Source organism: Roseofilum sp. Guam, from assembly GCF_017746735.1.
GTDB lineage: Bacteria > Cyanobacteriota > Cyanobacteriia > Cyanobacteriales > Desertifilaceae > Roseofilum > Roseofilum reptotaenium.
In genome coordinates, this window is sequence record NZ_JAGHZN010000002.1 from 55,219 (window position 1) to 77,740 (window position 22,522).

Sequence of the window (22,522 nt, forward strand, 5' to 3'; positions counted from 1 at the left end):
TACTATGGAACGTCGTTACTTTATCAGTTGGATGACCCTTAGCGCACTCGTCAGCCTCCTCCCCCCCACCCTCTCCAGTTGTCAGTCTGGAGAAACGCCCCCAACACCCTCCGGCAATGATACCCCTAAACTTGATACCTCCATGCGCGAAGACGGGTTTCAAGCCCTCGGTACAATCTCCCAACTCGAAGCCCAAGGAACCATTCTAGACCGACGCAACGCTCCCAAGCCCGTCCTCATCTTCCGCCATCAAGAAACCCAAGCCATCACTGCCCTCAATCCTATGTGTACCCATCAAGGTTGCACCGTAGAACTGTTGGCTGATGAAAACGTATTTGACTGTCCCTGTCACAGTTCCCAATTTGACTTAGATGGCGCAGTTTTAGCTTCTCCTGCGGAAAAACCCTTACCCCTGTTTGAAGTGAAACAGGAAGGGGACTTAATTTTAGTCAAAGCTCAGTAGATATAGCCCTAGTTTTCTGAGAACATCAAAGACAGCGGTTTTCCCAGAACCATTTGCACCCAGAAACGGACTAAAGCTATCTACGGTGAGTTCAAAGTTAACTAGACATCTAAAATTGTTGACGTAAATTCTTTTCAGCATAATATCATTTCTGTATGATGTGGCACTGAACAGGGGTTTGTATTAATGAAGTCTCTGAGCAGGTTTTAGAAGACTGGAATGCCCCTTATGGTTCAGGCAAACGGCTGTTTTCCAAGAGTTGACGGAGTTCAGGTATGCTAGTCTCAATTACATTCCAGAGGATTTTGAGATCCACCTCTTTGTACTCGTCGATAATTCGATTTCTCATTCCTCGGATCGCATCAATGGGGACTTCTGGGTTAGCCGCAACATAAGCCGGGGATAAACGATTGACGATTTCGCCGAGGATAGCGATTTGATACAGTACAGAGGATTGGGTTTTCGGATCGCCTTCAAATTGAACCCGATCGAACCCCTGGCTAAATTCCAGGATCTTAGTACAGGCAGTGATAGCATCAAGGAGATATTCGCGATCGCGCAGCGAAACGGAGTTTTATCGCGGCTCATTGGCAGTAGATAGTGTAGGTATGACTGAGAATGTTTTGGCGGCGGATGGGATTATGGCTGTTTTCGATCGCGTTGCGGGTTACCAAGTCGATGGGGCGATCGCCAAACAGTTGGCTCAGTTGTGCTTCAATAATATCCAGGTCAAAAAAAGTAATTTTCGCCATCTCAGAAAATTGAACGAGTAAATCAATGTCGCTATCGGGGCGAAAGTCATCGCGCAGGACAGAACCAAACAGAGCCAGCTCGACAATTTTCCAGCGATCGCACAATTGATTGAGTTGAGTGCGATCGATGTGCAAGTCAGGGCGCAGGGGAATAGTGTTAGAGACAAAAGTAGACATGATCGTTAATTGTAGCGACTTTTTAATTTTTAATTTTTAATTTTTAATTGATTTACCATAGGAGCTGGTGGGCTGGGTTAGACCATGAGCAAGAGTAGCCGGATTACACTGCCATTCATCACGGGTGCAGCAAATGTGGGGTTGGGGGTTTGTATTAATGAAGTCTCTGAGCAGGTTTTAGAAGACTGGAATCCTCCCACGCTGTTGGTGATTGGGATTGCGGTATTGTTTGGGGTGTTGCCTTTTGTGGCCAATGCGGTGTCGGAGCGATCGGAAGAGGATGCGCGTACCCGTTGGGTGTGGGTTGCGGGGTTATCGATAACCGGGTTTGCGGTTGCTTCCCTGTGGATGCTGACGCAATGGATAGCGCTACCGGAGAAGGTAACGGAATTTCTGGGATATGCGGCCGGGGTGCTGTTTGTGTTTGGCGTGCTGTTTCCGCCGATCGCGTTGCTGCTGCTGGCTTTGCGCCAGCACGAATATCGTGAAGGGGAGGTGACCCTGGAGGAGTTGAATGAAGTCGTTTATTTCCAAATGTTGGAGAATGAACAGATTGAAGGGAATGAGGGACTGTTAGAATTAGCGCGAATTGCCCTATTTTTGGATCTAATTCCGGTGGCTTATCCACAGGGAATTGAGAGCCAAGGGACAGAGGGAGAGGAAACACAAGCGGCCTTATTAGAAGCCTATGTGCAGCGCCAGTTAACCAAGTCAAAAACCAGGGGCACAGGGAAATATACCCCAGAGCAAACGCGCCATTATCTTACCTGGTTGGCTTGGAGTTTGAAGCAGCAGAACCAGACCGATTTTTATATTGAAGACATGCAGCCTAGTTTGTTCGCCACCCAGGGAGAACGTTTTGTTTATGAAATAATTGTGGGGCTAATTTTGGGTCTAATTCTGGGACTAACCGGGGGGCTAATCGGGGGGCTAATCGAGGGACTAACCGGGGGACTACTTTGGGTTCTAATTGGGGGACTAATAGGGGGGCTAACTTTTGCTCTAATTTGGGTTATCAGTAAGATTATGGGTGCTATAGAATGTCCATATATTATATTAGAAGATCCAATAAGATTTTCGCGCCAAAAAATAAATAATAATCTTATTTCCTCCTTAATGATAGCACTAATATCAGGAATGATCTGGGATGTGTCGATCCTAATAGCCTCGTTAATTTCTGGGGTAACTACATATAAGAGTATGGGGCTGATTTGGGCACCCATTCTAGGGCTGATTTGGGCTATTATTCGGGGTATAAGTTCTGATTTTGTCTACCGATCAAAACCCAATCAAGGTATTCTAGAATCAGGTAAAAAAGCTGTGATTTTATTTCCGATTACGCTCCCCGCAACGATGCTGATGTTTGTTTTTTCTTACTTGGGTACTGGAGTATCAATAAACTTAACTGATGTCCTGATTGGAGGTTTAGGAATGAGTACATTTATAAGTCTCTACTTTGGGGGAGCAGCTTGCATTCAACATTTGCTCTTGCGGGTGATGCTGTGGCAAAAGGGAGTCATTCCCTGGAATTATAGCCGGTTTCTCACCTATGCAGCAGAGCTACGACTGTTAAACCAAGTGGGAGGAAGATATCGATTTCTGCATGATAAACTGCGCGAACATTTTGTGGGCAGTGAACCTGTTCTGGAACCGCTCTCCATAGAATGAATTTGCAATTCGGCGAATAATTGCATTACCAGGTGATTTTGTTGCGTTCCCACAAGGTCAGTTATATGTTAACGATACTCCGGTAGGATGGCCCATAGAAAAATCGGTGATGGCAGAAAACCCGGAGTACGATAACCTAGGGGCAGCCTGGTCTTTAGTGGAGCAAGATCAATTTCGCGGAGTGGTGTTTTTCCATCTTTATCCGTTTAGTCGCATGGGAGGGATCAATTAACAATTATATTCTCGCTAAGTAGTGTCTCCGTGTCAATCATCTTAAACCCCATCATGGTTATCCCAGAACTCGAACAACAACTCTTACAGCTTTCGCTTAACGATAAACTGTATATTATCCAACTGCTCGCCCAAAGCCTTACAGCACCTAATCATAAAACCTACCCAGATGAACCCAGTAAACTCTCAGCATTTTTCCGCCAATCCCCTCTAACCGAATTAAGCGACGAGTTGGACTTTAGCCGCGATCGCAGCCTACCCCGCGATACCTTTACCCTATGACTTATCTCCTTGATACTTGCCTGATTTCTGAACTTGTTGCTAAACACCCAAATCAACAGGTTCTAGATTGGCTAGATGCCCAATTCCCAGAAACACTTTACATCAGCACTATTACCATTGGCGAAATTGCTAAAGGAATCAGTAAAATTACTTCCTCTAAGCGAAAAGAATCTTTAACGAAATGGCTAAATGAAAGCCTACCCAGTCGTTTTCAAAACAGAATCTTAAGTATAGATTTTTCAACAATGGTATTGTGGGGAAACTTAGTAGGACAATTAGAACAGAATGGGCGACCTATACCTGCTATGGATTCTCTGATTGCAGCGATCGCAATTCATAATTCTCTATCACTTGTCACCCGCAATGAAAAAGACTTTGCCGGGACAGGGGTTATCATTATTAATCCTTGGTCTTTTTAACCGGACTTGATATAGCAGAGAAAGAGTCGGTTAGGACTCCGGTTCAATACTGAAACCTGGCTACCATAACCTATTCCCTATTCCCCATTCCCTATTCCCTAGCGCGCAGCGCTATATAACCAGCTTCAGGATTATCCCAGAATTTCCTCAACTGAAAACTGGATATCGGGAAACAATTGCACCGCAACTTCTCCTTCTTCTAAGCGTTGCACCTGCTGATAGCCTTCTAGAGTCGGTTGTCGATAGACTTCTAAACACCGTTCGGGAATATTCAGCAGCCAAACTTCCGGAATTTGGGCTTGTGCATACAGGGGAATTTTGATGTCGCGATCGCCCCGAAGCGTTGTATCCGCCACCTCTACCAGTAAAAAAATATTCTCCGGTTGCGGATGTCCCCCCTGATAAAAATCAGCACGGGGATGCGCCAGGCATAAATCTGGTTCTGGCTCAGAAGTGTTATCTAACATGACTGGATCTTGTACTCTCACCAATACTCGTTTGCCGAATTGCAATATAAATAACTGAGTCAGGCGAGTGACATAAGAGGCATGAATTGGGCCAATAGGTGACATTTGAATAATTTCTCCTCGGATTAGTTCTGTACGATCGCCTTCAGACAGAATCCCAGTCGTGCCCATCCTATGGTACTCTTCCACCGTAAACAACCGCTTCAATAAGACTGACATCGCTCCCTCCTAAACCTCAATCTCAGGCTAAATTCAATTTTACTGGGGATAGGGAGATGGAGAGATGGAGAGATCGGGCATTACCAGCCACGGCACGATAAAATAGTCAACCATAGGTGATTTAGAACTTCGTGATGACCTCAACTCCCTTTTCATCTTCAACCTCAAGCACTACCCTAGAAACGGTTACCCTGAAGCCCAGTTACCGGATACCCTTAGTGCTGGTGCTATTGGCGATTCCTCTAGCAGCCGTGCAAATTGGATTAAGTGTGGCGATCGCCCTCTTTGGGTTATTCTTAACCATACAAACCACCACTATCCGGCTCACCTTTACCCCAACGGCTCTTGAGGTTTACCGTTCAGGTAAAAAGTTTCGTCAATTTCCTTACCAAGAATGGCAAAATTGGATAATCCTCTGGGAAAAATTCCCCGTCTGGTTTTATTTCAAAGAAGTTAACAGTATCCATTCTCTGCCCATTATCTTTGAATATTCAACCTTCAAGCGTTGTCTGGAAGAACGTTGTCCCCGTTCTCGTTAATACCTGTAGAACTGATGAATAACTGATGAATACCGATCCATTGAATCCTTGGGACTCCAACCCCGAAACCCCTTCAACTCCCGTTCCTGAATCTGACGTTCCTCAACCCTCAGCCTCTCAAGAGACGGGGGAAAATGGCGATCACCATGGCGATCGGAAAACAGAAGATGAAACCATAGAAAATCAAAATAGTGAAACGGGAGATAGCTTACTTCCACTTCAGCTTGATACCAAAACCCCCGATCATCCCGAACCCCGTGAAGAAAGGGCAGCTACAGACGGAGGACTAGATCGGGAGGAAGGAGTGGAGGAACAAGACTCGGAACCTCCCAGGGATGAAGAAGTGGATGAATGGCAAGCGCGGATTGAGGATCTACGGTTTACCGAGCAAGCGCTGCAAAACCAGGTGGAGGAACTGCGACAGGAAGTCGAAACCCTGCAAGAGCAACTGACAGCCCAGCAATCAGCCATGGGACAATTGGTACAAGCAGGTTTAAGTGAGCTAGAACATCGCAAACATAAGCTAGAAGTTACGATCGAAAAACTGGAAAGACGTGCAGAGCGCATCCGTGCGGAAATGCGGACAAGCTTTGCGGGTGTTTCCCAGGATCTCGCTATCCGCGTTCAAGGCTTTAAGGATTATTTGGTCGGTAGCTTGCAGGATTTGGCCAGTGCGGCGGAAAATATAGAGTTAGGGGCAGATGCTCGCGAACCCGTCGCTCCAGTGGAAGTGCCGATCATGCGTTCCCGTCGAGAACCAGAACGCCCCCCAGAATTAGAAAATCCCCAATTTACCAAATCCAAGTTTGGCGATCAAGTGCGCCAAATTCGCCATCTATTGGATCAGTATCGCACCCGTCCCGATTATTATGGCCCAGCTTGGCAATTGCGGCGCACGTTTGAACCCATCCATGCAGAACGGGTATCCCAATGGTTCTTTACCCAAGGGGGACGGGGTGCAGTGCGTACCATGGGATCTCGCCTACAAAATATTTTGGTATCCTCGGCAGTAATTTCAGTCGTCTATAGTTTATATGGCGATCGCCTCAGACCGTTGATTTTAGTCAATACTCCAGAGCGCTTGGGCGAATGGCGACGGGGTTTACAAGATTGTTTGGGTATCTCTCGCATGGATTTTAGCTCGGACAGAGGGATTACTATGTTTGAAGCACCTGAACCCTTAGCCGTAAAAGCAGACCGAATTACCCAACAGAAGCAACTACCTCTCATTATTATTGATGAGTCTGAGGATAAGGTGAGTGTGTCCATGTTGCAGTTTCCCCTATGGTTGGCGTTTGCACCGAATCCAGAAGCACCCCCGATGATTGATAATTGGTAAGGTTTCCCTGTTCCCTTCGACTCCGCTCAGGGAACAGTGGGATGAGAACGTTAGATAAAGTAGATCGAGAAAGAGGTGAAGGTATGCAAGGGGCGATCGCCGTTGGTGTCTTGATTGGGGCTTATTTATTGGGTTCTATTCCGACAGGATATTGGTTAACCAAAGCACTCAAAGGCATTGATATTCGCGAGTCGGGTTCGGGTTCCACCGGTGCAACCAATGTGTTGCGAACAGTAGGCAAAGGTGCGGCGTTAACGGTGCTATTGGTGGACGTTCTTAAAGGAGTAGCAGCTATTTTTCTGGTGCGCTTTGCCTATCAATGGGGTTGGCTCACTTCGACTCCGCTCACTTCGACTTCGCTCAGTGAGCATTTCCAAGATGGGATAGTGGTGTTAGCCGGATTTTTAGCCCTGTTTGGCCATAGTTTATCGGTTTGGTTAATTTGGAATCAACCCGAAGGAAAATCCTTGAATAAAGGAGGAAAATCGGCCGCCACCAGTTTAGGGGTATTGTTAGCTTTATATTGGCCGGTGGGTTTGCTCACCTTTGCCGTATTTGGCAGCGTCATCGGCATTACCCGAATTGTATCACTCGGCTCGATGAGTGCGGCGATCGCCGTTTCTGCTCTCATGGCAGCCTTCCATCAACCCCTAGCCTACGAGATCTTTGGCATTATCGGCGGCTTATACGTCATTTGGCGACACCGCAGCAATATCGAACGCCTCCTAGCCGGAACCGAACCCAAAATTGGCACTTCGGCTCCGCTCAGTGACTCCCAAATTAACCCCAAAGTCTCCGAACCCTCCAACTAACCCCATTTTTAATGATTAATTGAAAACCATGGATTTTGCCTTTATTATCGACCCCATTCACCGCCTCGATCCTTGCCATGATACCAGTGTGGCGATGATGGAAGCCGCTCAAAAACTAGGCCATCAGGTTTGGATTACTGAAGCTCAAGACTTAGAAGTCAGATCCGGTAAAGCTTGGGCAAAACTGTCTCCGCTTCACTTAACCCCAGTCGAATTAAAAGAAGACCATTGGGTAGCTACCCATCCCTGGTTTCAAGTCGAAAACCCAGTTATTCGCCCCCTAGAAGAGATGGATGCGGTGTTTATGCGCACCGATCCACCGGTGACGATTTCCTATTTATATGCCACCTATATTTTAGATTATGTTGACCCGCAAAAAACTCTGGTGTTGAATAATCCCAAAGCCTTGCGCAATGCCAATGAAAAAATGTATGCGCTCCAGTTTCCCCAATTGATCCCCGAAACCCAGGTAACAGCAGATAAAACCACCATTCGCGAGTTTGTCCAAACTCACGGAAAAGCAATCATGAAACCCCTGGGAGGCAAAGCGGGGGAGGGAATTCTGATATTGGAGCCTGGCGATCGCAATTTCAACTCCCTCATTGAACTCAGTACCCAAAACGGGACATTACCGGTGATGGTACAGCAATTTTTACCCGCAGCCAAGGACGGAGATAAACGAATTATTCTCCTCAATGGAGAGCCAATTGGTGCAGTCAATCGGGTGTCCAGAACTGAAGAATTCCGCAACAATATGGCCGTTGGTGGAGATGTAGAAAAAACAGAAATCACCGACCGAGAACAAGAGATTTGTTCCCAATTAGCCCCAATTTTACAGAAAAATGCCCTCTATTTTGTTGGCTTAGATGTCATTGGTGGCTATTTGACGGAAATTAATGTCACCAGTCCCACCGGTATTCGCGAAATTGACCGCTTAAATGACGTGCGCTTAGGAGAAGAAGTGATTGCTTGGTTAAGCGATTATGTGAAGTTTAGTTTATAACGATTAAAACAACAGTTTGTCGATTACCCAAATTTTAAAAGTGACGCAACAGAAAATGCAAGAATATCTAGACAATGGTACTCGTTTAGCCTGGCTTATTATTCCTTCATCGCGGAAAGTGGCAGTTTATTGTCTGAATCAAGAGATTGAAGTGTGAGAGTTTCCAGGTTGGGTGTCTGGAGAGTCCATTTTACCGGGATTTATATTCAAGCTGGAATCAATTTGGCAAACGAAAATTTTTGTGATGAATGAAATAGCTTGGGATCTGACGATCCAGACTAAACGCCTTATCCTACGTCCTCAAAAACCTAAGGACTATCAATCTTGGTATGTTGCGTTATCAGAACGACTGCCTCAGCAGTACCCATATGACGAAGGACAGATTAATTTAGATGACTATGAAGCTAACCGTTTTGCCGATATATGTAATAGCCATCAGGAACAAGCTTTCAATGATTACGCATATATTTGGGGCGTATTTTGTCGGCAAACGAATCAACATCTGGGTAACCTTGACTTATCTACTATTCAACGAGAGGAAAAACAGTGGGCTAACTTGGGCTACAGTATCCATAATCAACACTGGGGACAAGGATTTGGGAAAGAATCTGTAAGAGCCGCCGTTATTGCTGGGTTTGAGCAGCTTGGGTATCATCGTATCGAGGCCGCTATCAATCTTGATAATTATCCTTCGATTGCACTCGTTGAAAGTATTGGCTTGCAGAAGGAGTGTATTCGTTATGGCTTTTATTACGAAAACGATCAATGGGTCGATCATGTAATTTATGTAGCATTCCCTAGGGATTTCGGGCTGGATGAAAAGCCACCAACCTCCTGATGAAACAGTAGATTGCGCCAGTCTAACGCTCAATAAAAACGTATTATACTTAACTAAATATTGTTTAAAAGCTATATCAAACGATGGCTTATGCTCAATCAAAGCTTTTGTCCATTTCTAGCGTCTTTATTGCTTAGGAAAAACTGCTATATAACCTATCCTAAAATAAATCCTAAACCCAATAAAAATCCACTAATAAAGTGAAAGTTAACGGCGATAAACTTACAGTTTTTTACTTGTTCCGGTTGGTCATGATACATCAGAACATGGTAGCATAGTTGCACCGCAACAGGGATACTGAGGAAACTTAAGGCTGTCCATTGGGGGAAATAGCCTTCAATAGTGAAAAGGGTGATCGCCGCAAAAACAGCTACACAAGCAGTCAAAAGCAGTTGAGCGCCTTTTGTTGTGCCAATACGGACAATGGGAGAGCGTTTTCCAGCGGCGATATCATCTTCCACTTGATGGAAATGGGAGCACAGTAAAATAATACTGGTGGTAAGGCCAATAATAATGGATGCCTTCAGGCTAGTAGTTGACCAAGTGGGGTTTTGGGAGTAGTATGCAGCAGAAACAGCTAAGGGACCAAACGTAATGAAACAGATGATTTCTCCTAAACCTAAATAACCCAAACGAAAGGGTGGACCTTGATAGGTATAGCCCAGAAAAACTGCTAAGGCAATCAGTTCTAGAATCATCGGACTATGTTGCCACCAGGCAATCAAGATCAATTCTAGAGCAGCGATCGCTAAGAGTCCATTGGCAATCCAAAAAACTAAGGTTTTATTGCCAGTTAAATTAACAACAGAATGGTGTTTATTAACGTCGATTCCCGTTTCAGAGTCAAATACATCATTAGTTAAATTCAGCCAGGCTATAATGAGGATAGCTGCCGTAATGAAAGTGCTAAAAATTGCCCAATTGAAGCTTTCTGTTTCCGCAAAAGCAACGGCACTGCCTACTCCAATGGGAATGACCGCAACACTATACATGGGTGGCTTAATGGCGGCTAACCATAGCTTTTTTCGCGAAATAGGAAGGGTGGGCGTAGTCATGGAAAAGCTTCAATATTGAGAAGTAATTAGTTTATAGAGTTTACCTTAAAAGGGTTTTGTCCTGGTAATCGGTACAGCGATCATATTGCCTCTAGTGTAAGCTGAGGCGATCGGTACATCAATGATAACCAATGGTTTTCCTTACGAATAACTTAAGTCCCTAATGGTTCTCAACGACCGGAAATTGTGTATTCTTATTAAAAAGCTTTCCAGAGCATAGCCCATTCCCCTGACCCCCTAAGCCCTGTCGATGTTACAAGCCTGCATCCTAATCACCCTATTATTCGGATTTTTCGGAATTATCCTGAAAAAGAACCTTGTCATGAAGATCATCTCTATGGACGTGATGAGTACCGGAGTGATCGCCTATTATATCTTCATTGCCTCACGAGAAGGGCTGTTTACCCCCATTCTCGATCCCACCAAAACTGTTGAATATGCCGATCCTGTGCCACAAGCAGTGATTTTAACGGCGATTGTGATTGGCTTTTCGATTCAAGCGCTAATGCTTGTGGGAGTGATGAAGCTGGCAAAAGATAACCCCACATTAGAAACTAAGGCGATCGAGAAAAACTATACACCATGACCTTTTTAACTATCGCCTGGCTTGCACTTCCCTTTATTGTTGGATTAGGGATTTACCTCCTACCGAGGCTTGATTGGGTTCTAGCCTTTGGGGTAACTCTAGTCTCCCTTGCCTATGCCACATTTGTATTTCGGCAACCTGAACCCATTCCCCTGGAACTCCTGGATAGTTTCGGGGTGACCCTGATCGCCGATCACCAGACTGGCTTCTTTGTTTTAACCAATGCTTTGGTCTGTATGGCAGTGTTGCTTTACGGTTGGAGAAGCAACAAAAGTTACTTTTTCTATACTCAGCTCATTATCTTACAGGGTAGTGTAAATTCAGCCTTCATCTGTGCAGACTGGATTACTTTATATGTTGCCTTAGAAGTTATTAGCATCGCCTCGTTTCTGCTGATTACTTATCCGAGAAGCGATCGCTCCATCTGGGTAGGGCTACGCTATCTATTTGTTAGCAATGTGGCTATGCTCTTCTATCTTGTGGGCGCAATCCTAGTTTATCAAGCCAACAACTCTTTTGCGTTCATTGGCCTAACCAATGCTCCCACCGAAGCCATTGCCTTAATTTTCCTCGGACTGCTTGCCAAAGGGGGGATTTTTATCTCCGGACTCTGGTTACCCCTGACGCACTCGGAATCCGAAACCCCCGTTTCTGCCATGCTCTCAGGGGTCGTGGTGAAAGCTGGCGTTTTTCCCCTCGTACGCTGTGCCCTAATGTTAGACGACATTGAACCCATCGTACGCTTCTTTGGCGTGGGCACTGCCGTATTGGGAGTCGGCTATGCCGTGTTTGAAAAAGACATCAAACGGATGTTAGCTTTTCACACCATTTCCCAATTAGGCTTTATCCTCGCAGCCCCGGAAGTCGGAGGATTCTATGCCCTCACCCACGGATTGGTGAAATCGGCCCTTTTCCTAATCGGAGGGAATTTACCAAGTCGTAACCTAAAAGAATTGAAACATAAACCCATTCCCAATCGTATGTGGATTGCCCTAACCTTGGCCAGTTTTTCCATCTCCGGTTTTCCCCTACTTGCTGGTTTTGGTGCGAAAGTCCTGACGATGAAAACCCTAATGCCTTGGCAAGTCATTGGCATGAATATTGCTGCCTTGGGAACTTCTATTTCCTTTGCCAAACTCATCTTTCTACCCCATGAAGCGGCAAAAGAAGGGGATAAAAAGCAATCGATTGGCTTTTGGTTAGCTGTCGTAGTCTTGATTGGAGGACTGGTGGGAGCCAACGTAGTCTATTATCAAGCCTATACCCTAGCCAATATTGTTAAACCTCTGGTGACGATCGCCCTCGGTTGGGTCGCCTACTTTCTCATCTTCCGCAACGCAACGGTCAAACTGCCCCGAATGCTGGAACAGTTCGATCATCTGATGGGGATGATGAGTTTAATGTTGTTGCTGCTGTTCTGGATGGTGTGGGCATGATTGGATATCTGGATCTGATACTACGATTGACCATCTGGTTTTTACTCACCTCCGATCTGAGCCTAGCCAATATTGTTATTGGCGTAGCCGTAGCCTTTCTCCTACCGAGATCGGTTACTGCTCCAGCAGTCCTCAAAGATTGGTTACACGCTCTTTGGGAGATTGCAGTCGCCATTCCTCAAGCTTATATAGAAGCGATCGAGTTGATGGTTCGTCCCCATCAGGAAGAAGAAACCACCCTGGAGCAAGTTAAACCCAACCGGACTCCCGGATTGATCTTTTTAGATATTTTCGTAATTACCTTTACCCCCAAAACCATCGTGGTGAAGTATCACGCTAGGGGGTCGTATGAAGTTCATTGGGTGAGACGAAGAAGGCGGGGACGCACAGAGACAAACGCTCCCTGAGCGGAGTCGAAGGAAGCACAGACACGGAGATCGGGAGACTTAGAGATATGGGGATGGAGACTTTTAAAAGATGACTGTAATTTTGGTTTTGATGATTTTTGCGCTATTAATTCCCATGTATGAGGCTTGTCAAGATAGTGATATTTGGCAGAAAATGTTGGCCTTTGCCAGCATTGCGACCAAAACTTCAATGATGATTTTAATTGTCTCGGTGTTACGCGATGATTTAATGCTGGGTGTGGTTGGCATCATTATCTTAAGTGTAGGGAATGCAGCATTAATGTTGTTAGCTCATGTAATTAAACGAGTGGGGGAGGGATGATTACAACCTTGAGTTATATCTGTATGGGAGTGGGGATCGTGTTCTGGTTTTGGGGAACCTTTCCTTTAATTGGCGATCGCTCCGTTCTCTTTAAACTCCATAGTCTCTCTGTCGCTGATACCCTCGGTTCCATGAGTATGATTATTGGTTTACTCCTGCAAATTCCCAGAGAATGGCCCTTACTGGTATTGGGTATTATTTCTCTCGCCATTTGGAATACCGTTTTGGGATATGTCTTAGCCTATTGTTCTAGTGGGGGGAATGATGACGAGTGATATTTAATCATGGCCCTCTTGCCTTTTATGGTTATTTTCCACCCTGGCAGATAAGGTATTATACGTAACGTTGTAATGTATCCGTACCGGTGACATTATTAGAAACCAAGGAGATTGGGAAAAACTCACACCATGACCATCCTCACAATCGCTTGGCTTCTCCTCCCTTTGATTGTTGGCTTAGGAATTTATCTCCTACCAAGGCTCGATTGGTTTCTGGCCTTTGGGACGACCCTAGTCTCGTTTGCCTATGCGACCTTCGTATTTCAGCAACCCGAACCCATTGTCCTGGAATTGCTCGATAATTTCGGAGTTACCCTGATCGCCGATGAACAGAGTGCCTTCTTTATCTTAACTAATGCTTTTGTCTGTGTGGCAGTGCTGCTCTACTGTTGGCGGAGTAGCAAAAGCGCCTTCTTTTATACTCAGCTTGTGGTTTTACAGGGCAGTATCAACTCAGTCTTTGTCTGTGCTGACTGGCTGAGTATCTATGTCGGCATAGAAGTGATGACCATCGCCGCATTTCTGCTGATTTCCTATCCAAGAAGCGATCGCGCCATCTGGATAGGACTGCGGTATCTATTGCTTAGTAATACCGTTATGCTCTTGTACTTAGTGGGAGCCATCCTCGTCTATAAAGCAAACAACTCCTTCGCTTTAACCGGTTTAATCAATGCTCCCGCCGAAGCCATTGCCCTGATCTTCCTCGCACTTCTAGCCAAAGGCGGTATCTTTGTCCCCGGATTCTGGTTACCCCTGACACACTCAGAATCAGAAACCCCTGTTTCTGCCATCCTCTCAGGAGTCGTCGTCAAAACTGCAGCCTTTCCCCTAGTGCGCTGCGCCCTGACTTTAGAAGCAATTGACCCCATCATACGCTTCTTTGGCGTAGCTACTGCCCTATTAGGTGTAGGGTATGCCCTATTTGAAAAAGACATCAAACGCATGTTAGCCTTGAGTACAATTTCCCAATTGGGCTTTGTCCTTGTAGCCCCGGAAGTGGGAGGATTATATGCTCTTACCCACGGACTGGCCAAATCTGCCCTATTCCTAATTGGGGGTAACTTACCCAGTCGTAACCTAAAAGAATTGCAACAAAAACCCATGGCCAATTCCCTGTGGATCGCCCTCAACTTGGCAAGTTTATCTATCTGTGGTTGTCCCCTACTTGCCGGTTTTGGCGCTAAAGTCCTAACCCTGAAAAACCTGATCCCTTGGCAAATGCTGGGCATGAGTTTCGCTGCCGTGGGCACAGCAACCGTCTATGGACAATTCATGTTTTTGCCCCATGAAAGGTCAGAAGAGGACACTCAAAAGCTATCCATCGGTTTCTGGTTGGCAGTGGTCATTTTAATCAGTGGACTCATCGGCGCAAACGCCTTTAATTATCATACCTATACCCTGGCAAACATAGCCAAACCCCTCGTCACGATCGCCTTGGGTTGGCTTGCCTACTTCATCATCTTTCGCAACTCAACCGTTAAACTCCCTCAGACACTCGAAACGCTTGACCATCTGATTGGCATGATGAATTTAATGTTGTTGTTTCTATTCTGGATGGTTTGGCAATGATTGTTGTATTGGAGTGCCATAATCTCTCTATTACCGATAGGATATGTTTTAGCCTCTTGTTCCAGTGGGGGAAATAATGACGACTGATATCTCTCTATTATTAATTGTTGCCCTATTGCCATTAGCCGCAGGTCTAGTGGTTCTGCAAAAAAATCCCTACCATGCGCTAGTTATTCGGGGGATCTTGGGAGCTGTAGCAGCACTGGTATATGCCGTGTTAGGTGGGGCAGATGTGGCCTTAACAGAAGCTCTAGTGGGGACAATGTTAGCCATTACTTTATATGCGGTAGCCGTGCGATCGTCTTTGGTGATGCGTCTGGGCACCATTTCTGAAGACATGGAGCAGGAAAATCCCCAATTTGAAGCCTTAATTAACAGCTTACAGAAAACCTTAGATAAATATCATATGCGCCTCGATCTGGTTCCCTATAGTGATGATGCCAGTCTACATCAGGCGCTGATGGATAAGGAAATTCACGCCACTTGTATTTCCTCTTCAGCCAGTCAAGAGACAAAACCCTACCATACAACCATTCGGGTAGAGCGACTTTATAAGATTATGCAGACTGAGTTACCCAGTGAAGTAACCAGTTTATCGATGAAAAATCATGTGTAGGGTTAGGCAAAAGACAAACAAGGGGCCCCTTGCCCAATTAGTGACAAAGCTCAAGAGAAATAGCGATCAGTGGAGGAAAAACAGCAGATGAAATGGCTTTATTTGGTAGCAGGCATTATCTTTTTAGTCAAAATGTTAGTGATGCAAGATCCCACATTCGAGGGGGGCGAGATTTCGATTGTCGAGTCTGTGGTTGCAGATAGTGGCATCCCCAACGCTGTTTCCGGGATTATCTTTAGAAATCGGATCTACGATACGATATTTGAAGTAGTGGTGTTTACGATCGCCATTATGGGCGCAAAATTCTTATTAGCCAATGAGCAACCCTCAGCCATAGTTCGCCAGTTTACCGACCAACCTTCCATCGTTTTAGCTCGTTTAGGTGCAACTATATCCGCTTTGGTTTGTATCGAGTTAGCCATCCGAGGCCATCTGAGTCCAGGAGGCGGATTTGCTGCCGGTGTCGCTGGTGGAACGGCGATCGGTTTAATTGCCATTACCTCCCCTTCCGAACGGATGGAAGAGATTTATGAACGTTGGAGAGCATCCACCTGGGAAAAGATTTCCGTTTTAGTCTTTATTGTGTTAGCAGCGATCACATTAGTCGGCCTACAACTTCCCCAAGGAGAGTTAGGTACACTCCTAAGCGGTGGCATGATTCCAGTTCTGAATATCTTAGTTGCCCTAAAAGTGGCTTTAGGCTCATGGGCAGTCATTCTAGTCTTTATCCGCTATCGGGGTCTCCTTTAGGGCGATCGCTTGACTGTCTATGAATTCTACAGTTCACGGATTGGATTATGTATTAACTTGGAATTGTAAGTACATGATAAGAAAACCAGATTGGGTATGATGAAAGTTGAACCCAAATTTTTTCTATGCTCTAACGATCATGAATGTCAATCTAAGCGCAAGCTCTCAAGAGCTATTACTTAAAGCCGCAGCAGAAAAGCAAATATCCCTAGAAGAATTGGCTTCAGAACTTTTAAATGAAGCGATTCAGAATTACCTCTCTGGAAGTGTTAAGAGCAATCACTTACCCTTGATGCCAGAACAACCCTATGCCTACTATGCTGATCCAGAAGAACCCGCTATCCCTTTAGAAGACTGGAATATAGAGAATGAAGATCGAGGGATTTCATGATAATTTTGGACACTCATATTTTAGTTTGGTGGATACAAAATGATCCTCAATTAACTTCCGATCGCCGTGAAGTTCTTGAACAGAAAAGAAGCAATGGATTAGGCGTTTGTACAATCAGTTTAATTGAGATAGCCAGATTAGTCAGTGCGGGCCGAGTTATTCTGCCCATACCGATCGCTCAATAGTTCGAGATTGCCCTAGCGCAACAAGGTGTAACTCTGATATCTATTGCACCAGCTATAGCAATTGAGGCTCAAACCTTACCCGGTGATTTTCACACAGATCCAGCAGATAGAATCATTGTTGCCACAGCCAGATTATCTGATGCTTCTATTGTGACCATTGATCGGAAAATACTCAATTAGCCCTATGTTCAAGTGATTCCACCAACGACCCCTTGATGGTTTTCTCTGCGATCGCGGGAAGAAAACTAGATTTGGTATGATGAGGGCTGACCCCTTAAAGAGTGTGCAATCGCCCCATGACCCTAACGTTGACCAATACCCTCACGCGCAGTAAACAACCCTTCGAGTCCCTAGAACCAGGGAAAGTACGGATTTATTGTTGTGGAGTCACCGTTTATGACTACTGTCATCTCGGTCATGCACGGTCTTACATTGCTTGGGATACGCTGCGGCGCTATTTGCAATGGCGAGGCTATGAAGTGCGCTACGTACAGAATTTTACCGATATTGACGATAAGATTCTCAAACGTGCTAGAGAAACTGGGTCAACAATGGAAGTAGTAGCCGAAACCTATACTCGAACCTATTTTGAAGATATGGCTCGTCTCAATGTCCTGGAAGCTGATGACTATCCCAGGGCAACCCATACCTTAAATGGTATTTTACGCCTTATCCATGAATTGGAAGCCAAAGGATATGCCTATGCTTCTGACGGTGATGTGTATTACCAAGTACGGCAATTTGAAGACTATGGGAAGCTCTCCGGGCGCAAGTTGGAGGAGATGCAAGCAGGAGCATCGGGGAGAGTAGGAGAAAGTTCGGAAGACTCTAAGAAAAAAGACCCCTTTGACTTTGCCTTGTGGAAAGGAGCAAAACCCGACGAACCGAGTTGGGAGTCTCCCTGGGGAAAAGGTCGCCCCGGATGGCATATTGAATGCTCCGCTATGGTGAGGGAGTGTTTGGGAGAAACTATTGATATTCACTGTGGTGGCGCGGATCTGGTGTTTCCTCACCATGAGAATGAGGTGGCGCAGTCAGAAGCAGTGACCGGTCAACCCTTGGCCCGGTATTGGTTACACAATGGCTTTGTGACGGTGAATGGGGAGAAAATGTCCAAATCTTTGGGTAATTTTACAACGATTCGGGATTTGCTGGACTCTGAAAATGGCCCGGAACCGATGGCGCTACGGTTATTTGTTGTTCAGGCCCAATATCGCAAACCGATTGATTTTACTCCAGAGGCGATCGCCTCTGCACAGCGCTCTTGGAATACCCTCAAAGAAGGGTTATCTTTTGGTTACAAACATGGGGCAGCGTGGGGATGGGACTTGCAGGCGAAATCTGAGGATCTCAACCCGGAAAGTGTGGCAAATTTCAATAGTGCGATGGATGATGACCTGAATACATCAGGCGGATTAGCCGTATTATTTGAATTAGCCAAAGGATTGAACCGTGAAAACAATCGCTTGATTCATGAAGGTAAAACAGAGGTCGATCCAGAGCAGTTATATCAACAATGGCAAACTTTAGTTACTCTCTCTCAAGTGTTGGGGTTAGAAGTGGAAGCCGAGAGAGCACCTGAGTCTCCAGGATCGCAATTGAGCGATCGCGAGATTGAAGAGGCGATCGCCGCTCGTCAAGCTGCCCGCAAAGCCAAAAACTTTGCCGAAGCGGATCGCATTCGCGATGACTTACAAAGCCAAGGTATTACGCTTATCGATCAACCCGGTGGCATCACCCAATGGCATCACAATTAACGCCCTAAAGAGGGAAAATTGGGTTTTTCCGATTTCTGATTCCCTCTTTCTTTTTCCCTTTTCCTTATTCCTTCTTCCTTTTTATGCGCGAACAACGGATTGCTTTTTCCCTATCCACGTTCCTATTAACCTTACTCTCGGTTTTGTTAATTGTCTTATTTTGGCAATTACGGGGACTCGTGCTTTTGTTAATGATTTCGATTGTGCTGGCTGCTTCTATTGCTCCCTTAGTAGATGCGGCTGAACATTTACGCATTCCCCGATGGTTAGGTGTAATTTTAGTTTATCTTACCCTGCTTTTTGGATTAACGGGTCTGGGCTTATTAATCGGCCCAACCGTCTTTCAGCAAATTGAGCGTTTGCTGCAAAAACTCCCCTCCTATGCTGATGTTCTCTTACAATTAACAGAAGATTCACTCAACAATTGGACCAATACGCCTCCCGAACTCCTTGAACTTGTAGATTTTCAACAAATCACCAGTTGGCTGATCCGCTCAAGTCAACAATTGGTCCTGCGATCCTATAGCATTACGCGGGGCATTATTGGAGGAGTCTTTAGCTTAATTTTATCTCTCTTTATTTCCGGTTATATGGTCGCCGATAGCCAAACCTTAATTAATAGTTTGGTGCGCCTACTTCCTGAACCTTGGGACACCAAAATTGCGTCCCAAATTCCCACGATTAGCTACCGTATGGGTAGCTATATTCGCGGTCGGTTAGTCGTTTCTTTTATCCTAAGCATTGTCACCACTCTAGGCTTAGGTATCCTGGGATTACGGGAATTTTCTCTCGGTTTAGGAGCGATCGCCGGAGTCACCAACCTAATCCCCTTTATCGGCCCGGTTTTAGGCGCTATCCCTGCCCTTGTAGTGGCGATCGCTTCCGGAGGCTGGACCTTCTTATGGGTGTTATTATTTTTTGTTATTATTCAAAATCTAGAAACCTATATTCTCGATCCCTTCCTAGTTGGATCATCGGTAGGCGTTCATCCTCTCTATCAATTACTCGCCGTCCTTGGCGGAACTCAAGTCTTAGGAATTATTGGAGCCTTAATCGTGCCCCCTTGGGTAGCAGGGGGAGCAACCCTCTTGGAAAATCTTTATATTCAACCTAAACTAGAAGCCGAAAAACAAACTCACATGAGTTCTCAGGCGACAGAAGACTTGGGGGAGACATAAACAGTATTGGTGCGATGAAATAACGTGGAGTAAGGAGAATAATAAACCGCCGAAATTTCAGGACTGATCTTCACTTTTCCTTTGATCACCGATCGTAATAACCGATTCATCGATCGCTCATCTTCTTCCGTTAAGTGTTCATCTAAGGTCGCAGCCATAAGACCATAGCGATCAGCCAGAGTTAACACCCCCGTTTCTCGTGCAGAAACTAAAATTTCGGAGATCGCTCCAGGTAGGATTTGGTGTTTTATTAACATAATCAGTCCATACACGAGTCATCTTCACTTTACTATCAACGATATCTAGCATTTTAACTGTGATTGATATCGCTCTTCTCAAGTGATTTAGATCGCTCTGAGCGCCTCAAAATTCACCCCAAAATCATCAATTTATCCGTGTGATTTTGTGCTTTAATTATCTCGATTTGGATCTAAACCCCTAATCTTTGGTAAGGTTAAGAAGAATAATTCCGTGTTGGAGTAAGTCACCGATGAGTGAAAATCTACCCAATTTTTTCACCTCCCAGGAGGAAGAAGTAATTACCGATGATATCCCAGAAGCTTTACGGGATACTCCTGTACCGGTGGCTGAGGTGCAAGAAACTGCATCATCGGGTTCTGGGCGCGGAATGTGGATCGGATTTGCAGGAGTAGCGATCGCCCTCAGCACCGGTATTTTCATTTTCAGTAGTAATTTCCTTACCCCAAACACTGCCTCAGAGTCTAGAGTTCCCCTATCCTCAGCCACAGAAACCAACGAGTTGGGTGAAGATGGAGCGGAAGAAGCTGAAACCCCAACAACGCCCGATCGGGGGAACTTACTCGGTCATTTGGCTTATGAAGAAGCCCCAGTCGATGATTTAATGGCGATTACCGCTGATGGTAGTTTACGATTACGAAAAATGGCGGCGATTAAGTTCCAACAGATGGTGAATGCAGCCCAAAGAGATGGAGTGGTGTTGGTTCCTTTGTCTGCCTTTCGTAGCTTAAACGATCAGGAGTATTTATTTTTTGACGTTAAAGCTCAACGGGGACAAGTCGCGACTCAACGGGCAGAAGTGAGCGCTCCTCCAGGTTATAGTGAGCATCATACTGGGTATGCCATCGATATTGGGGATGGCTATGTACCGGCAGTTGATTTTTCTCCAGAGTTTGAGAATACTTCTGCTTTTAAGTGGTTAGAAGAAAATGCCGCTTATTATAGTTTTGAGTTGTCCTTTCCCCCGAATAATCCTCAAGGCATTAGCTATGAACCCTGGCACTGGCGTTTTGTTGGAGATCGCCATAGTTTGGAGACGTTTTATAAGGCCCGAGAGGAGTTCCAGACTGACGAGGCATCAGAGGAATGAGGGGAAATTATTCGTTATCGAGAGAAATTCATGAATCAACTGAGCTTAAATTTGATCGCGATCGCCGTTTTTACCCTGACCCTGTCGAGTCTGTTGGGGCCCATAATCCATTTAAATCCAGCAATTCCAGCAATCATAGCCTTTGGAATTTTGGGATTTATGGCGATCGATAGCCTTCAATGGCAAGGCCAAGGCAGTAATCTAGGGTTAGGCTTAATTGCCAGTTTATCGCCTGCATATCGCGATCGCCTCTTACACCACGAAGCCGGTCATTTTCTCGTCGCCACTCTTCTCGATATTCCCATTACTGGCTATACCCTCAATCCCTGGGAAGCCCTGAGAGCGGGGCAGCGGGGACAAGCAAGTGTAAGTTTCGATCAAGAAACCATCACTGAACAACTCAAATCGACAGCCCTCACCCAACAATGGATCGATCGCTATTGTCTCCTGTGGATGGCCGGTATTGCAGCCGAAGAACTTGTTCATGGCAATGCTGAAGGGGGAGCGGATGACCGACAAAACCTCAACATGCTCCTGAAACTCTATTCCCCTGGAACTGTTGATTTTACCCCTAAGCAAAAATGGGCCAAATTACAAGCCCGAACCTTAATTGAAAATCAGTGGGATGCCTATCAAGCCTTAGTTGTCGCCATGGGTCAACGTTTATCTGTTCCTGAATGTCAAGACCAAATTAAACAACAGGCTTGTATAACCTCAACGGATCTAGCTCCAATTGATATCTGCTGCCCATAATAGATGGACGATGGAGCCTCAGATCTCCCTAAATTCACTAAAACGATCCCATTTTCCGCGTCTTCCTTTCCCCATGTCCTCCTCATTTTCCCCTCCTCCCCTCTGGCGATCGCTTCTAGAGCAAGCCTTAAAGGATCACCGAGATCGTTCAGAATCCCGTTACTTTCAACTGGCTACTGTTCGCCCCAACGGGAAACCCGCCAATCGGAGTGTTGTATTTCGAGGATTTCTCGACTCCACCCATCAACTCCAAATCGTCACTGATAACCGCAGCGATAAAATACATCAATTGCATCGCAGTCCTTGGGCAGAAATCTGTTGGTATTTCAGCCTCACACGCCAGCAATTTAGACTTTCAGCCCAAACCACTTGTATTGATGAAAATACTGATCATTCTTTCCTACTATCAAAAAGAATTCAAGTTTGGCAACAGCTCTCGGATGCCACTCGACAACAATTTACCTGGCCCGCTTGTGGAACAGACCGAGACAAAAACGGTTTTCCAGGAACTTATCCCAATCCTGATACTCCCTTACCTAATTTTGTCTTAGTCCTATTCCAGCCCATTGAGGTCGATCTCGTTGATTTACGAGAGTCTCCCCCACAAAGGATACACTATCAGTTGCAACCCAATGGTGATTGGAGTGAGCGACCCCTTAATCCTTAAGCGATCGCTCATGAC

General features: G+C 45.5%; 31 protein-coding genes and 2 pseudogenes. 27 read left to right on the top strand and 6 right to left on the bottom strand.

Going from position 1 to position 22,522, the window contains the following annotated elements; genetic code table 11:
• Nucleotides 1-4 precede the first annotated feature (4 nt).
• A complete protein-coding gene (locus J7529_RS00850) occupies nt 5-463 on the top strand; it encodes a Rieske (2Fe-2S) protein (protein ID WP_318727425.1) in 459 nt (152 codons plus the stop codon).
• Here J7529_RS00850 and J7529_RS24580 read toward each other — a convergent pair.
• The 3 genes from J7529_RS24580 to J7529_RS00855 all read right to left on the bottom strand — a co-directional run bounded on the left by J7529_RS24580 (nt 446) and on the right by J7529_RS00855 (nt 1,392).
• A complete protein-coding gene (locus J7529_RS24580; RefSeq protein WP_413038785.1) occupies nt 446-604 on the bottom strand; it encodes an AAA family ATPase in 159 nt (52 codons plus the stop codon). The genes J7529_RS00850 and J7529_RS24580 overlap by 18 nt on opposite strands.
• Nucleotides 605-689: 85 nt before the next feature.
• On the bottom strand, nt 690-1,025 hold the full coding sequence (locus J7529_RS24585) for a DUF86 domain-containing protein (protein ID WP_413038788.1): 336 nt from the start codon (nt 1,023-1,025) through the stop codon (nt 690-692).
• Nucleotides 1,026-1,047: 22 nt separating this feature from the next.
• Nucleotides 1,048-1,392 carry a nucleotidyltransferase family protein gene (locus J7529_RS00855; protein ID WP_318727426.1) on the bottom strand — a complete coding sequence of 115 codons (345 nt, stop codon included), beginning with the start codon at nt 1,390-1,392 and terminating at the stop codon, nt 1,048-1,050.
• Nucleotides 1,393-1,476: 84 nt separating this feature from the next.
• Between J7529_RS00855 and J7529_RS00860 the strand changes: the two genes are divergently transcribed.
• From J7529_RS00860 to J7529_RS00875, 5 genes and pseudogenes are all read left to right on the top strand, one after another.
• On the top strand, nt 1,477-3,060 hold the full coding sequence (locus J7529_RS00860; protein WP_318727427.1) for a hypothetical protein: 1,584 nt from the start codon (nt 1,477-1,479) through the stop codon (nt 3,058-3,060).
• 19 nt (nt 3,061-3,079) lie between these two features.
• Nucleotides 3,080-3,169: pseudogene (locus J7529_RS24590) on the top strand (signal peptidase I); the annotation flags it as partial.
• On the top strand, nt 3,170-3,292 hold the full coding sequence (locus J7529_RS00865) for a hypothetical protein (protein WP_318727428.1): 123 nt from the start codon (nt 3,170-3,172) through the stop codon (nt 3,290-3,292).
• Nucleotides 3,293-3,345: 53 nt separating this feature from the next.
• Complete coding sequence (locus J7529_RS00870) at nt 3,346-3,573, top strand: hypothetical protein (RefSeq protein ID WP_318727429.1); 228 nt, start codon at nt 3,346-3,348, stop codon at nt 3,571-3,573.
• Nucleotides 3,570-3,992, top strand: a complete 423-nt coding sequence (locus tag J7529_RS00875; protein ID WP_318727430.1) for a type II toxin-antitoxin system VapC family toxin — start codon at nt 3,570-3,572, stop codon at nt 3,990-3,992. The genes J7529_RS00870 and J7529_RS00875 overlap by 4 nt, the downstream gene beginning before the upstream one ends.
• A gap of 131 nt (nt 3,993-4,123) precedes the next feature.
• Here J7529_RS00875 and J7529_RS00880 read toward each other — a convergent pair whose 3' ends face one another.
• Nucleotides 4,124-4,678 carry a Uma2 family endonuclease gene (locus J7529_RS00880; RefSeq protein ID WP_318727431.1) on the bottom strand — a complete coding sequence of 185 codons (555 nt, stop codon included), beginning with the start codon at nt 4,676-4,678 and terminating at the stop codon, nt 4,124-4,126.
• 134 nt (nt 4,679-4,812) lie between these two features.
• Here J7529_RS00880 and J7529_RS00885 point away from each other — a divergent pair, with 134 nt between their 5' ends.
• From J7529_RS00885 to J7529_RS00910, 6 genes are all read left to right on the top strand, one after another.
• A complete protein-coding gene (locus tag J7529_RS00885) occupies nt 4,813-5,217 on the top strand; it encodes a DUF3119 family protein (protein ID WP_318727432.1) in 405 nt (134 codons plus the stop codon).
• A gap of 25 nt (nt 5,218-5,242) precedes the next feature.
• The gene (locus J7529_RS00890; protein WP_318727433.1) at nt 5,243-6,556 is read left to right on the top strand and encodes a DUF3086 domain-containing protein; all 1,314 of its coding nucleotides are present in this window, start codon (nt 5,243-5,245) and stop codon (nt 6,554-6,556) included.
• An 83-nt stretch (nt 6,557-6,639) separates the two neighbouring features.
• The gene (plsY, locus tag J7529_RS00895) at nt 6,640-7,368 is read left to right on the top strand and encodes a glycerol-3-phosphate 1-O-acyltransferase PlsY (RefSeq protein ID WP_413038789.1); all 729 of its coding nucleotides are present in this window, start codon (nt 6,640-6,642) and stop codon (nt 7,366-7,368) included.
• 28 nt (nt 7,369-7,396) lie between these two features.
• Nucleotides 7,397-8,371, top strand: a complete 975-nt coding sequence (gshB, locus tag J7529_RS00900; RefSeq protein WP_318727435.1) for a glutathione synthase — start codon at nt 7,397-7,399, stop codon at nt 8,369-8,371.
• Between the two features lie 16 nt (nt 8,372-8,387).
• Nucleotides 8,388-8,528 carry a hypothetical protein gene (locus J7529_RS00905; protein ID WP_318727436.1) on the top strand — a complete coding sequence of 47 codons (141 nt, stop codon included), beginning with the start codon at nt 8,388-8,390 and terminating at the stop codon, nt 8,526-8,528.
• Nucleotides 8,529-8,543: 15 nt separating this feature from the next.
• A complete protein-coding gene (locus J7529_RS00910) occupies nt 8,544-9,209 on the top strand; it encodes a GNAT family protein (protein WP_318727437.1) in 666 nt (221 codons plus the stop codon).
• Nucleotides 9,210-9,364: 155 nt separating this feature from the next.
• On the opposite strand, the gene menA is transcribed toward J7529_RS00910, so the two are convergent.
• Nucleotides 9,365-10,264 carry a 2-carboxy-1,4-naphthoquinone phytyltransferase gene (gene menA / locus J7529_RS00915; RefSeq protein ID WP_318727438.1) on the bottom strand — a complete coding sequence of 300 codons (900 nt, stop codon included), beginning with the start codon at nt 10,262-10,264 and terminating at the stop codon, nt 9,365-9,367.
• A gap of 250 nt (nt 10,265-10,514) precedes the next feature.
• On the opposite strand from menA, the gene J7529_RS00920 reads away from it, so the two are divergent.
• The 12 genes from J7529_RS00920 to J7529_RS00975 all read left to right on the top strand — a co-directional run bounded on the left by J7529_RS00920 (nt 10,515) and on the right by J7529_RS00975 (nt 19,739).
• Nucleotides 10,515-10,850 carry a cation:proton antiporter subunit C gene (locus J7529_RS00920; RefSeq protein WP_271939536.1) on the top strand — a complete coding sequence of 112 codons (336 nt, stop codon included), beginning with the start codon at nt 10,515-10,517 and terminating at the stop codon, nt 10,848-10,850.
• Nucleotides 10,847-12,286, top strand: coding sequence for a cation:proton antiporter (locus J7529_RS00925; protein ID WP_318727439.1), 1,440 nt, complete (start codon nt 10,847-10,849; stop codon nt 12,284-12,286). The genes J7529_RS00920 and J7529_RS00925 overlap by 4 nt, the downstream gene beginning before the upstream one ends.
• The gene (locus J7529_RS00930) at nt 12,283-12,693 is read left to right on the top strand and encodes a Na+/H+ antiporter subunit E (protein WP_271939531.1); all 411 of its coding nucleotides are present in this window, start codon (nt 12,283-12,285) and stop codon (nt 12,691-12,693) included. The genes J7529_RS00925 and J7529_RS00930 overlap by 4 nt, the downstream gene beginning before the upstream one ends.
• Before the next feature lie 70 nt (nt 12,694-12,763).
• Nucleotides 12,764-13,015, top strand: a complete 252-nt coding sequence (locus J7529_RS00935) for a hypothetical protein (RefSeq protein WP_271939528.1) — start codon at nt 12,764-12,766, stop codon at nt 13,013-13,015.
• Nucleotides 13,012-13,290 carry a monovalent cation/H(+) antiporter subunit G gene (locus J7529_RS00940; RefSeq protein WP_271939526.1) on the top strand — a complete coding sequence of 93 codons (279 nt, stop codon included), beginning with the start codon at nt 13,012-13,014 and terminating at the stop codon, nt 13,288-13,290. The genes J7529_RS00935 and J7529_RS00940 overlap by 4 nt, the downstream gene beginning before the upstream one ends.
• Nucleotides 13,291-13,422: 132 nt before the next feature.
• Nucleotides 13,423-14,862, top strand: coding sequence for a cation:proton antiporter (locus J7529_RS00945; protein ID WP_318727440.1), 1,440 nt, complete (start codon nt 13,423-13,425; stop codon nt 14,860-14,862).
• A gap of 76 nt (nt 14,863-14,938) precedes the next feature.
• A complete protein-coding gene (locus tag J7529_RS00950) occupies nt 14,939-15,478 on the top strand; it encodes a DUF4040 domain-containing protein (RefSeq protein WP_318727441.1) in 540 nt (179 codons plus the stop codon).
• An 87-nt stretch (nt 15,479-15,565) separates the two neighbouring features.
• Nucleotides 15,566-16,228: a Na(+)/H(+) antiporter subunit B gene (locus tag J7529_RS00955; protein ID WP_318727442.1), complete on the top strand. Its 663-nt coding sequence runs from the start codon at nt 15,566-15,568 to the stop codon at nt 16,226-16,228.
• Nucleotides 16,229-16,367: 139 nt separating this feature from the next.
• Nucleotides 16,368-16,619 (top strand): hypothetical protein, encoded by a 252-nt coding sequence (locus J7529_RS00960; protein ID WP_318727443.1) that lies wholly within the window; start codon nt 16,368-16,370, stop codon nt 16,617-16,619.
• On the top strand, nt 16,616-16,804 hold the full coding sequence (locus J7529_RS00965) for a PIN domain-containing protein (RefSeq protein WP_318727444.1): 189 nt from the start codon (nt 16,616-16,618) through the stop codon (nt 16,802-16,804). Before J7529_RS00960 ends, J7529_RS00965 begins: the two co-directional genes overlap by 4 nt.
• Nucleotides 16,805-17,100: 296 nt before the next feature.
• A complete protein-coding gene (cysS, locus tag J7529_RS00970) occupies nt 17,101-18,561 on the top strand; it encodes a cysteine--tRNA ligase (RefSeq protein ID WP_318727445.1) in 1,461 nt (486 codons plus the stop codon).
• A gap of 83 nt (nt 18,562-18,644) precedes the next feature.
• Nucleotides 18,645-19,739 carry an AI-2E family transporter gene (locus tag J7529_RS00975; protein ID WP_318727446.1) on the top strand — a complete coding sequence of 365 codons (1,095 nt, stop codon included), beginning with the start codon at nt 18,645-18,647 and terminating at the stop codon, nt 19,737-19,739.
• 41 nt (nt 19,740-19,780) lie between these two features.
• Here J7529_RS00975 and J7529_RS00980 read toward each other — a convergent pair.
• Nucleotides 19,781-19,996, bottom strand: a pseudogene (locus tag J7529_RS00980) (hypothetical protein); the annotation flags it as partial.
• Nucleotides 19,997-20,229: 233 nt separating this feature from the next.
• On the opposite strand from J7529_RS00980, the gene J7529_RS00985 reads away from it, so the two are divergent.
• The 3 genes from J7529_RS00985 (at nt 20,230) to J7529_RS00995 (ending at nt 22,507) form a co-directional block, all read left to right on the top strand.
• Nucleotides 20,230-21,087: a D-alanyl-D-alanine carboxypeptidase family protein gene (locus J7529_RS00985; protein WP_318727448.1), complete on the top strand. Its 858-nt coding sequence runs from the start codon at nt 20,230-20,232 to the stop codon at nt 21,085-21,087.
• Between the two features lie 30 nt (nt 21,088-21,117).
• A complete protein-coding gene (locus J7529_RS00990; protein WP_318727449.1) occupies nt 21,118-21,840 on the top strand; it encodes an ATP-dependent Zn protease in 723 nt (240 codons plus the stop codon).
• A 73-nt stretch (nt 21,841-21,913) separates the two neighbouring features.
• Nucleotides 21,914-22,507: an Npun_F5749 family FMN-dependent PPOX-type flavoprotein gene (locus J7529_RS00995; RefSeq protein ID WP_318727450.1), complete on the top strand. Its 594-nt coding sequence runs from the start codon at nt 21,914-21,916 to the stop codon at nt 22,505-22,507.
• Nucleotides 22,508-22,522 lie beyond the last annotated feature (15 nt).

Bases quoted from the DNA above. Each gene is read 5' to 3' on its own strand.
- J7529_RS00935 (WP_271939528.1), top strand. From the start codon at position 12,764: ATGACTGTAATTTTGGTTTTGATGATTTTTGCGCTATTAATTCCCATG.
- J7529_RS00880 (WP_318727431.1), bottom strand. From the start codon at position 4,678: ATGTCAGTCTTATTGAAGCGGTTGTTTACGGTGGAAGAGTACCATAGG.
- J7529_RS00870 (WP_318727429.1), top strand. From the start codon at position 3,346: ATGGTTATCCCAGAACTCGAACAACAACTCTTACAGCTTTCGCTTAAC.
- J7529_RS00945 (WP_318727440.1), top strand. From the start codon at position 13,423: ATGACCATCCTCACAATCGCTTGGCTTCTCCTCCCTTTGATTGTTGGC.
- J7529_RS00855 (WP_318727426.1), bottom strand. From the start codon at position 1,392: ATGTCTACTTTTGTCTCTAACACTATTCCCCTGCGCCCTGACTTGCAC.
- J7529_RS00990 (WP_318727449.1), top strand. From the start codon at position 21,118: ATGAATCAACTGAGCTTAAATTTGATCGCGATCGCCGTTTTTACCCTG.
- J7529_RS00940 (WP_271939526.1), top strand. From the start codon at position 13,012: ATGATTACAACCTTGAGTTATATCTGTATGGGAGTGGGGATCGTGTTC.
- J7529_RS00850 (WP_318727425.1), top strand. From the start codon at position 5: ATGGAACGTCGTTACTTTATCAGTTGGATGACCCTTAGCGCACTCGTC.
- J7529_RS00925 (WP_318727439.1), top strand. From the start codon at position 10,847: ATGACCTTTTTAACTATCGCCTGGCTTGCACTTCCCTTTATTGTTGGA.
- J7529_RS00890 (WP_318727433.1), top strand. From the start codon at position 5,243: ATGAATACCGATCCATTGAATCCTTGGGACTCCAACCCCGAAACCCCT.
- J7529_RS00955 (WP_318727442.1), top strand. From the start codon at position 15,566: ATGAAATGGCTTTATTTGGTAGCAGGCATTATCTTTTTAGTCAAAATG.
- J7529_RS00860 (WP_318727427.1), top strand. From the start codon at position 1,477: ATGAGCAAGAGTAGCCGGATTACACTGCCATTCATCACGGGTGCAGCA.
- J7529_RS00965 (WP_318727444.1), top strand. From the start codon at position 16,616: ATGATAATTTTGGACACTCATATTTTAGTTTGGTGGATACAAAATGAT.
- gshB (WP_318727435.1), top strand. From the start codon at position 7,397: ATGGATTTTGCCTTTATTATCGACCCCATTCACCGCCTCGATCCTTGC.
- J7529_RS24580 (WP_413038785.1), bottom strand. From the start codon at position 604: ATGCTGAAAAGAATTTACGTCAACAATTTTAGATGTCTAGTTAACTTT.
- J7529_RS00960 (WP_318727443.1), top strand. From the start codon at position 16,368: ATGAATGTCAATCTAAGCGCAAGCTCTCAAGAGCTATTACTTAAAGCC.
- plsY (WP_413038789.1), top strand. From the start codon at position 6,640: ATGCAAGGGGCGATCGCCGTTGGTGTCTTGATTGGGGCTTATTTATTG.
- J7529_RS00920 (WP_271939536.1), top strand. From the start codon at position 10,515: ATGTTACAAGCCTGCATCCTAATCACCCTATTATTCGGATTTTTCGGA.
- menA (WP_318727438.1), bottom strand. From the start codon at position 10,264: ATGACTACGCCCACCCTTCCTATTTCGCGAAAAAAGCTATGGTTAGCC.
- J7529_RS00950 (WP_318727441.1), top strand. From the start codon at position 14,939: ATGACGACTGATATCTCTCTATTATTAATTGTTGCCCTATTGCCATTA.
- J7529_RS00995 (WP_318727450.1), top strand. From the start codon at position 21,914: ATGTCCTCCTCATTTTCCCCTCCTCCCCTCTGGCGATCGCTTCTAGAG.
- cysS (WP_318727445.1), top strand. From the start codon at position 17,101: ATGACCCTAACGTTGACCAATACCCTCACGCGCAGTAAACAACCCTTC.
- J7529_RS00930 (WP_271939531.1), top strand. From the start codon at position 12,283: ATGATTGGATATCTGGATCTGATACTACGATTGACCATCTGGTTTTTA.
- J7529_RS00985 (WP_318727448.1), top strand. From the start codon at position 20,230: ATGAGTGAAAATCTACCCAATTTTTTCACCTCCCAGGAGGAAGAAGTA.
- J7529_RS00865 (WP_318727428.1), top strand. From the start codon at position 3,170: ATGGCAGAAAACCCGGAGTACGATAACCTAGGGGCAGCCTGGTCTTTA.
- J7529_RS00975 (WP_318727446.1), top strand. From the start codon at position 18,645: ATGCGCGAACAACGGATTGCTTTTTCCCTATCCACGTTCCTATTAACC.
- J7529_RS00885 (WP_318727432.1), top strand. From the start codon at position 4,813: ATGACCTCAACTCCCTTTTCATCTTCAACCTCAAGCACTACCCTAGAA.
- J7529_RS00875 (WP_318727430.1), top strand. From the start codon at position 3,570: ATGACTTATCTCCTTGATACTTGCCTGATTTCTGAACTTGTTGCTAAA.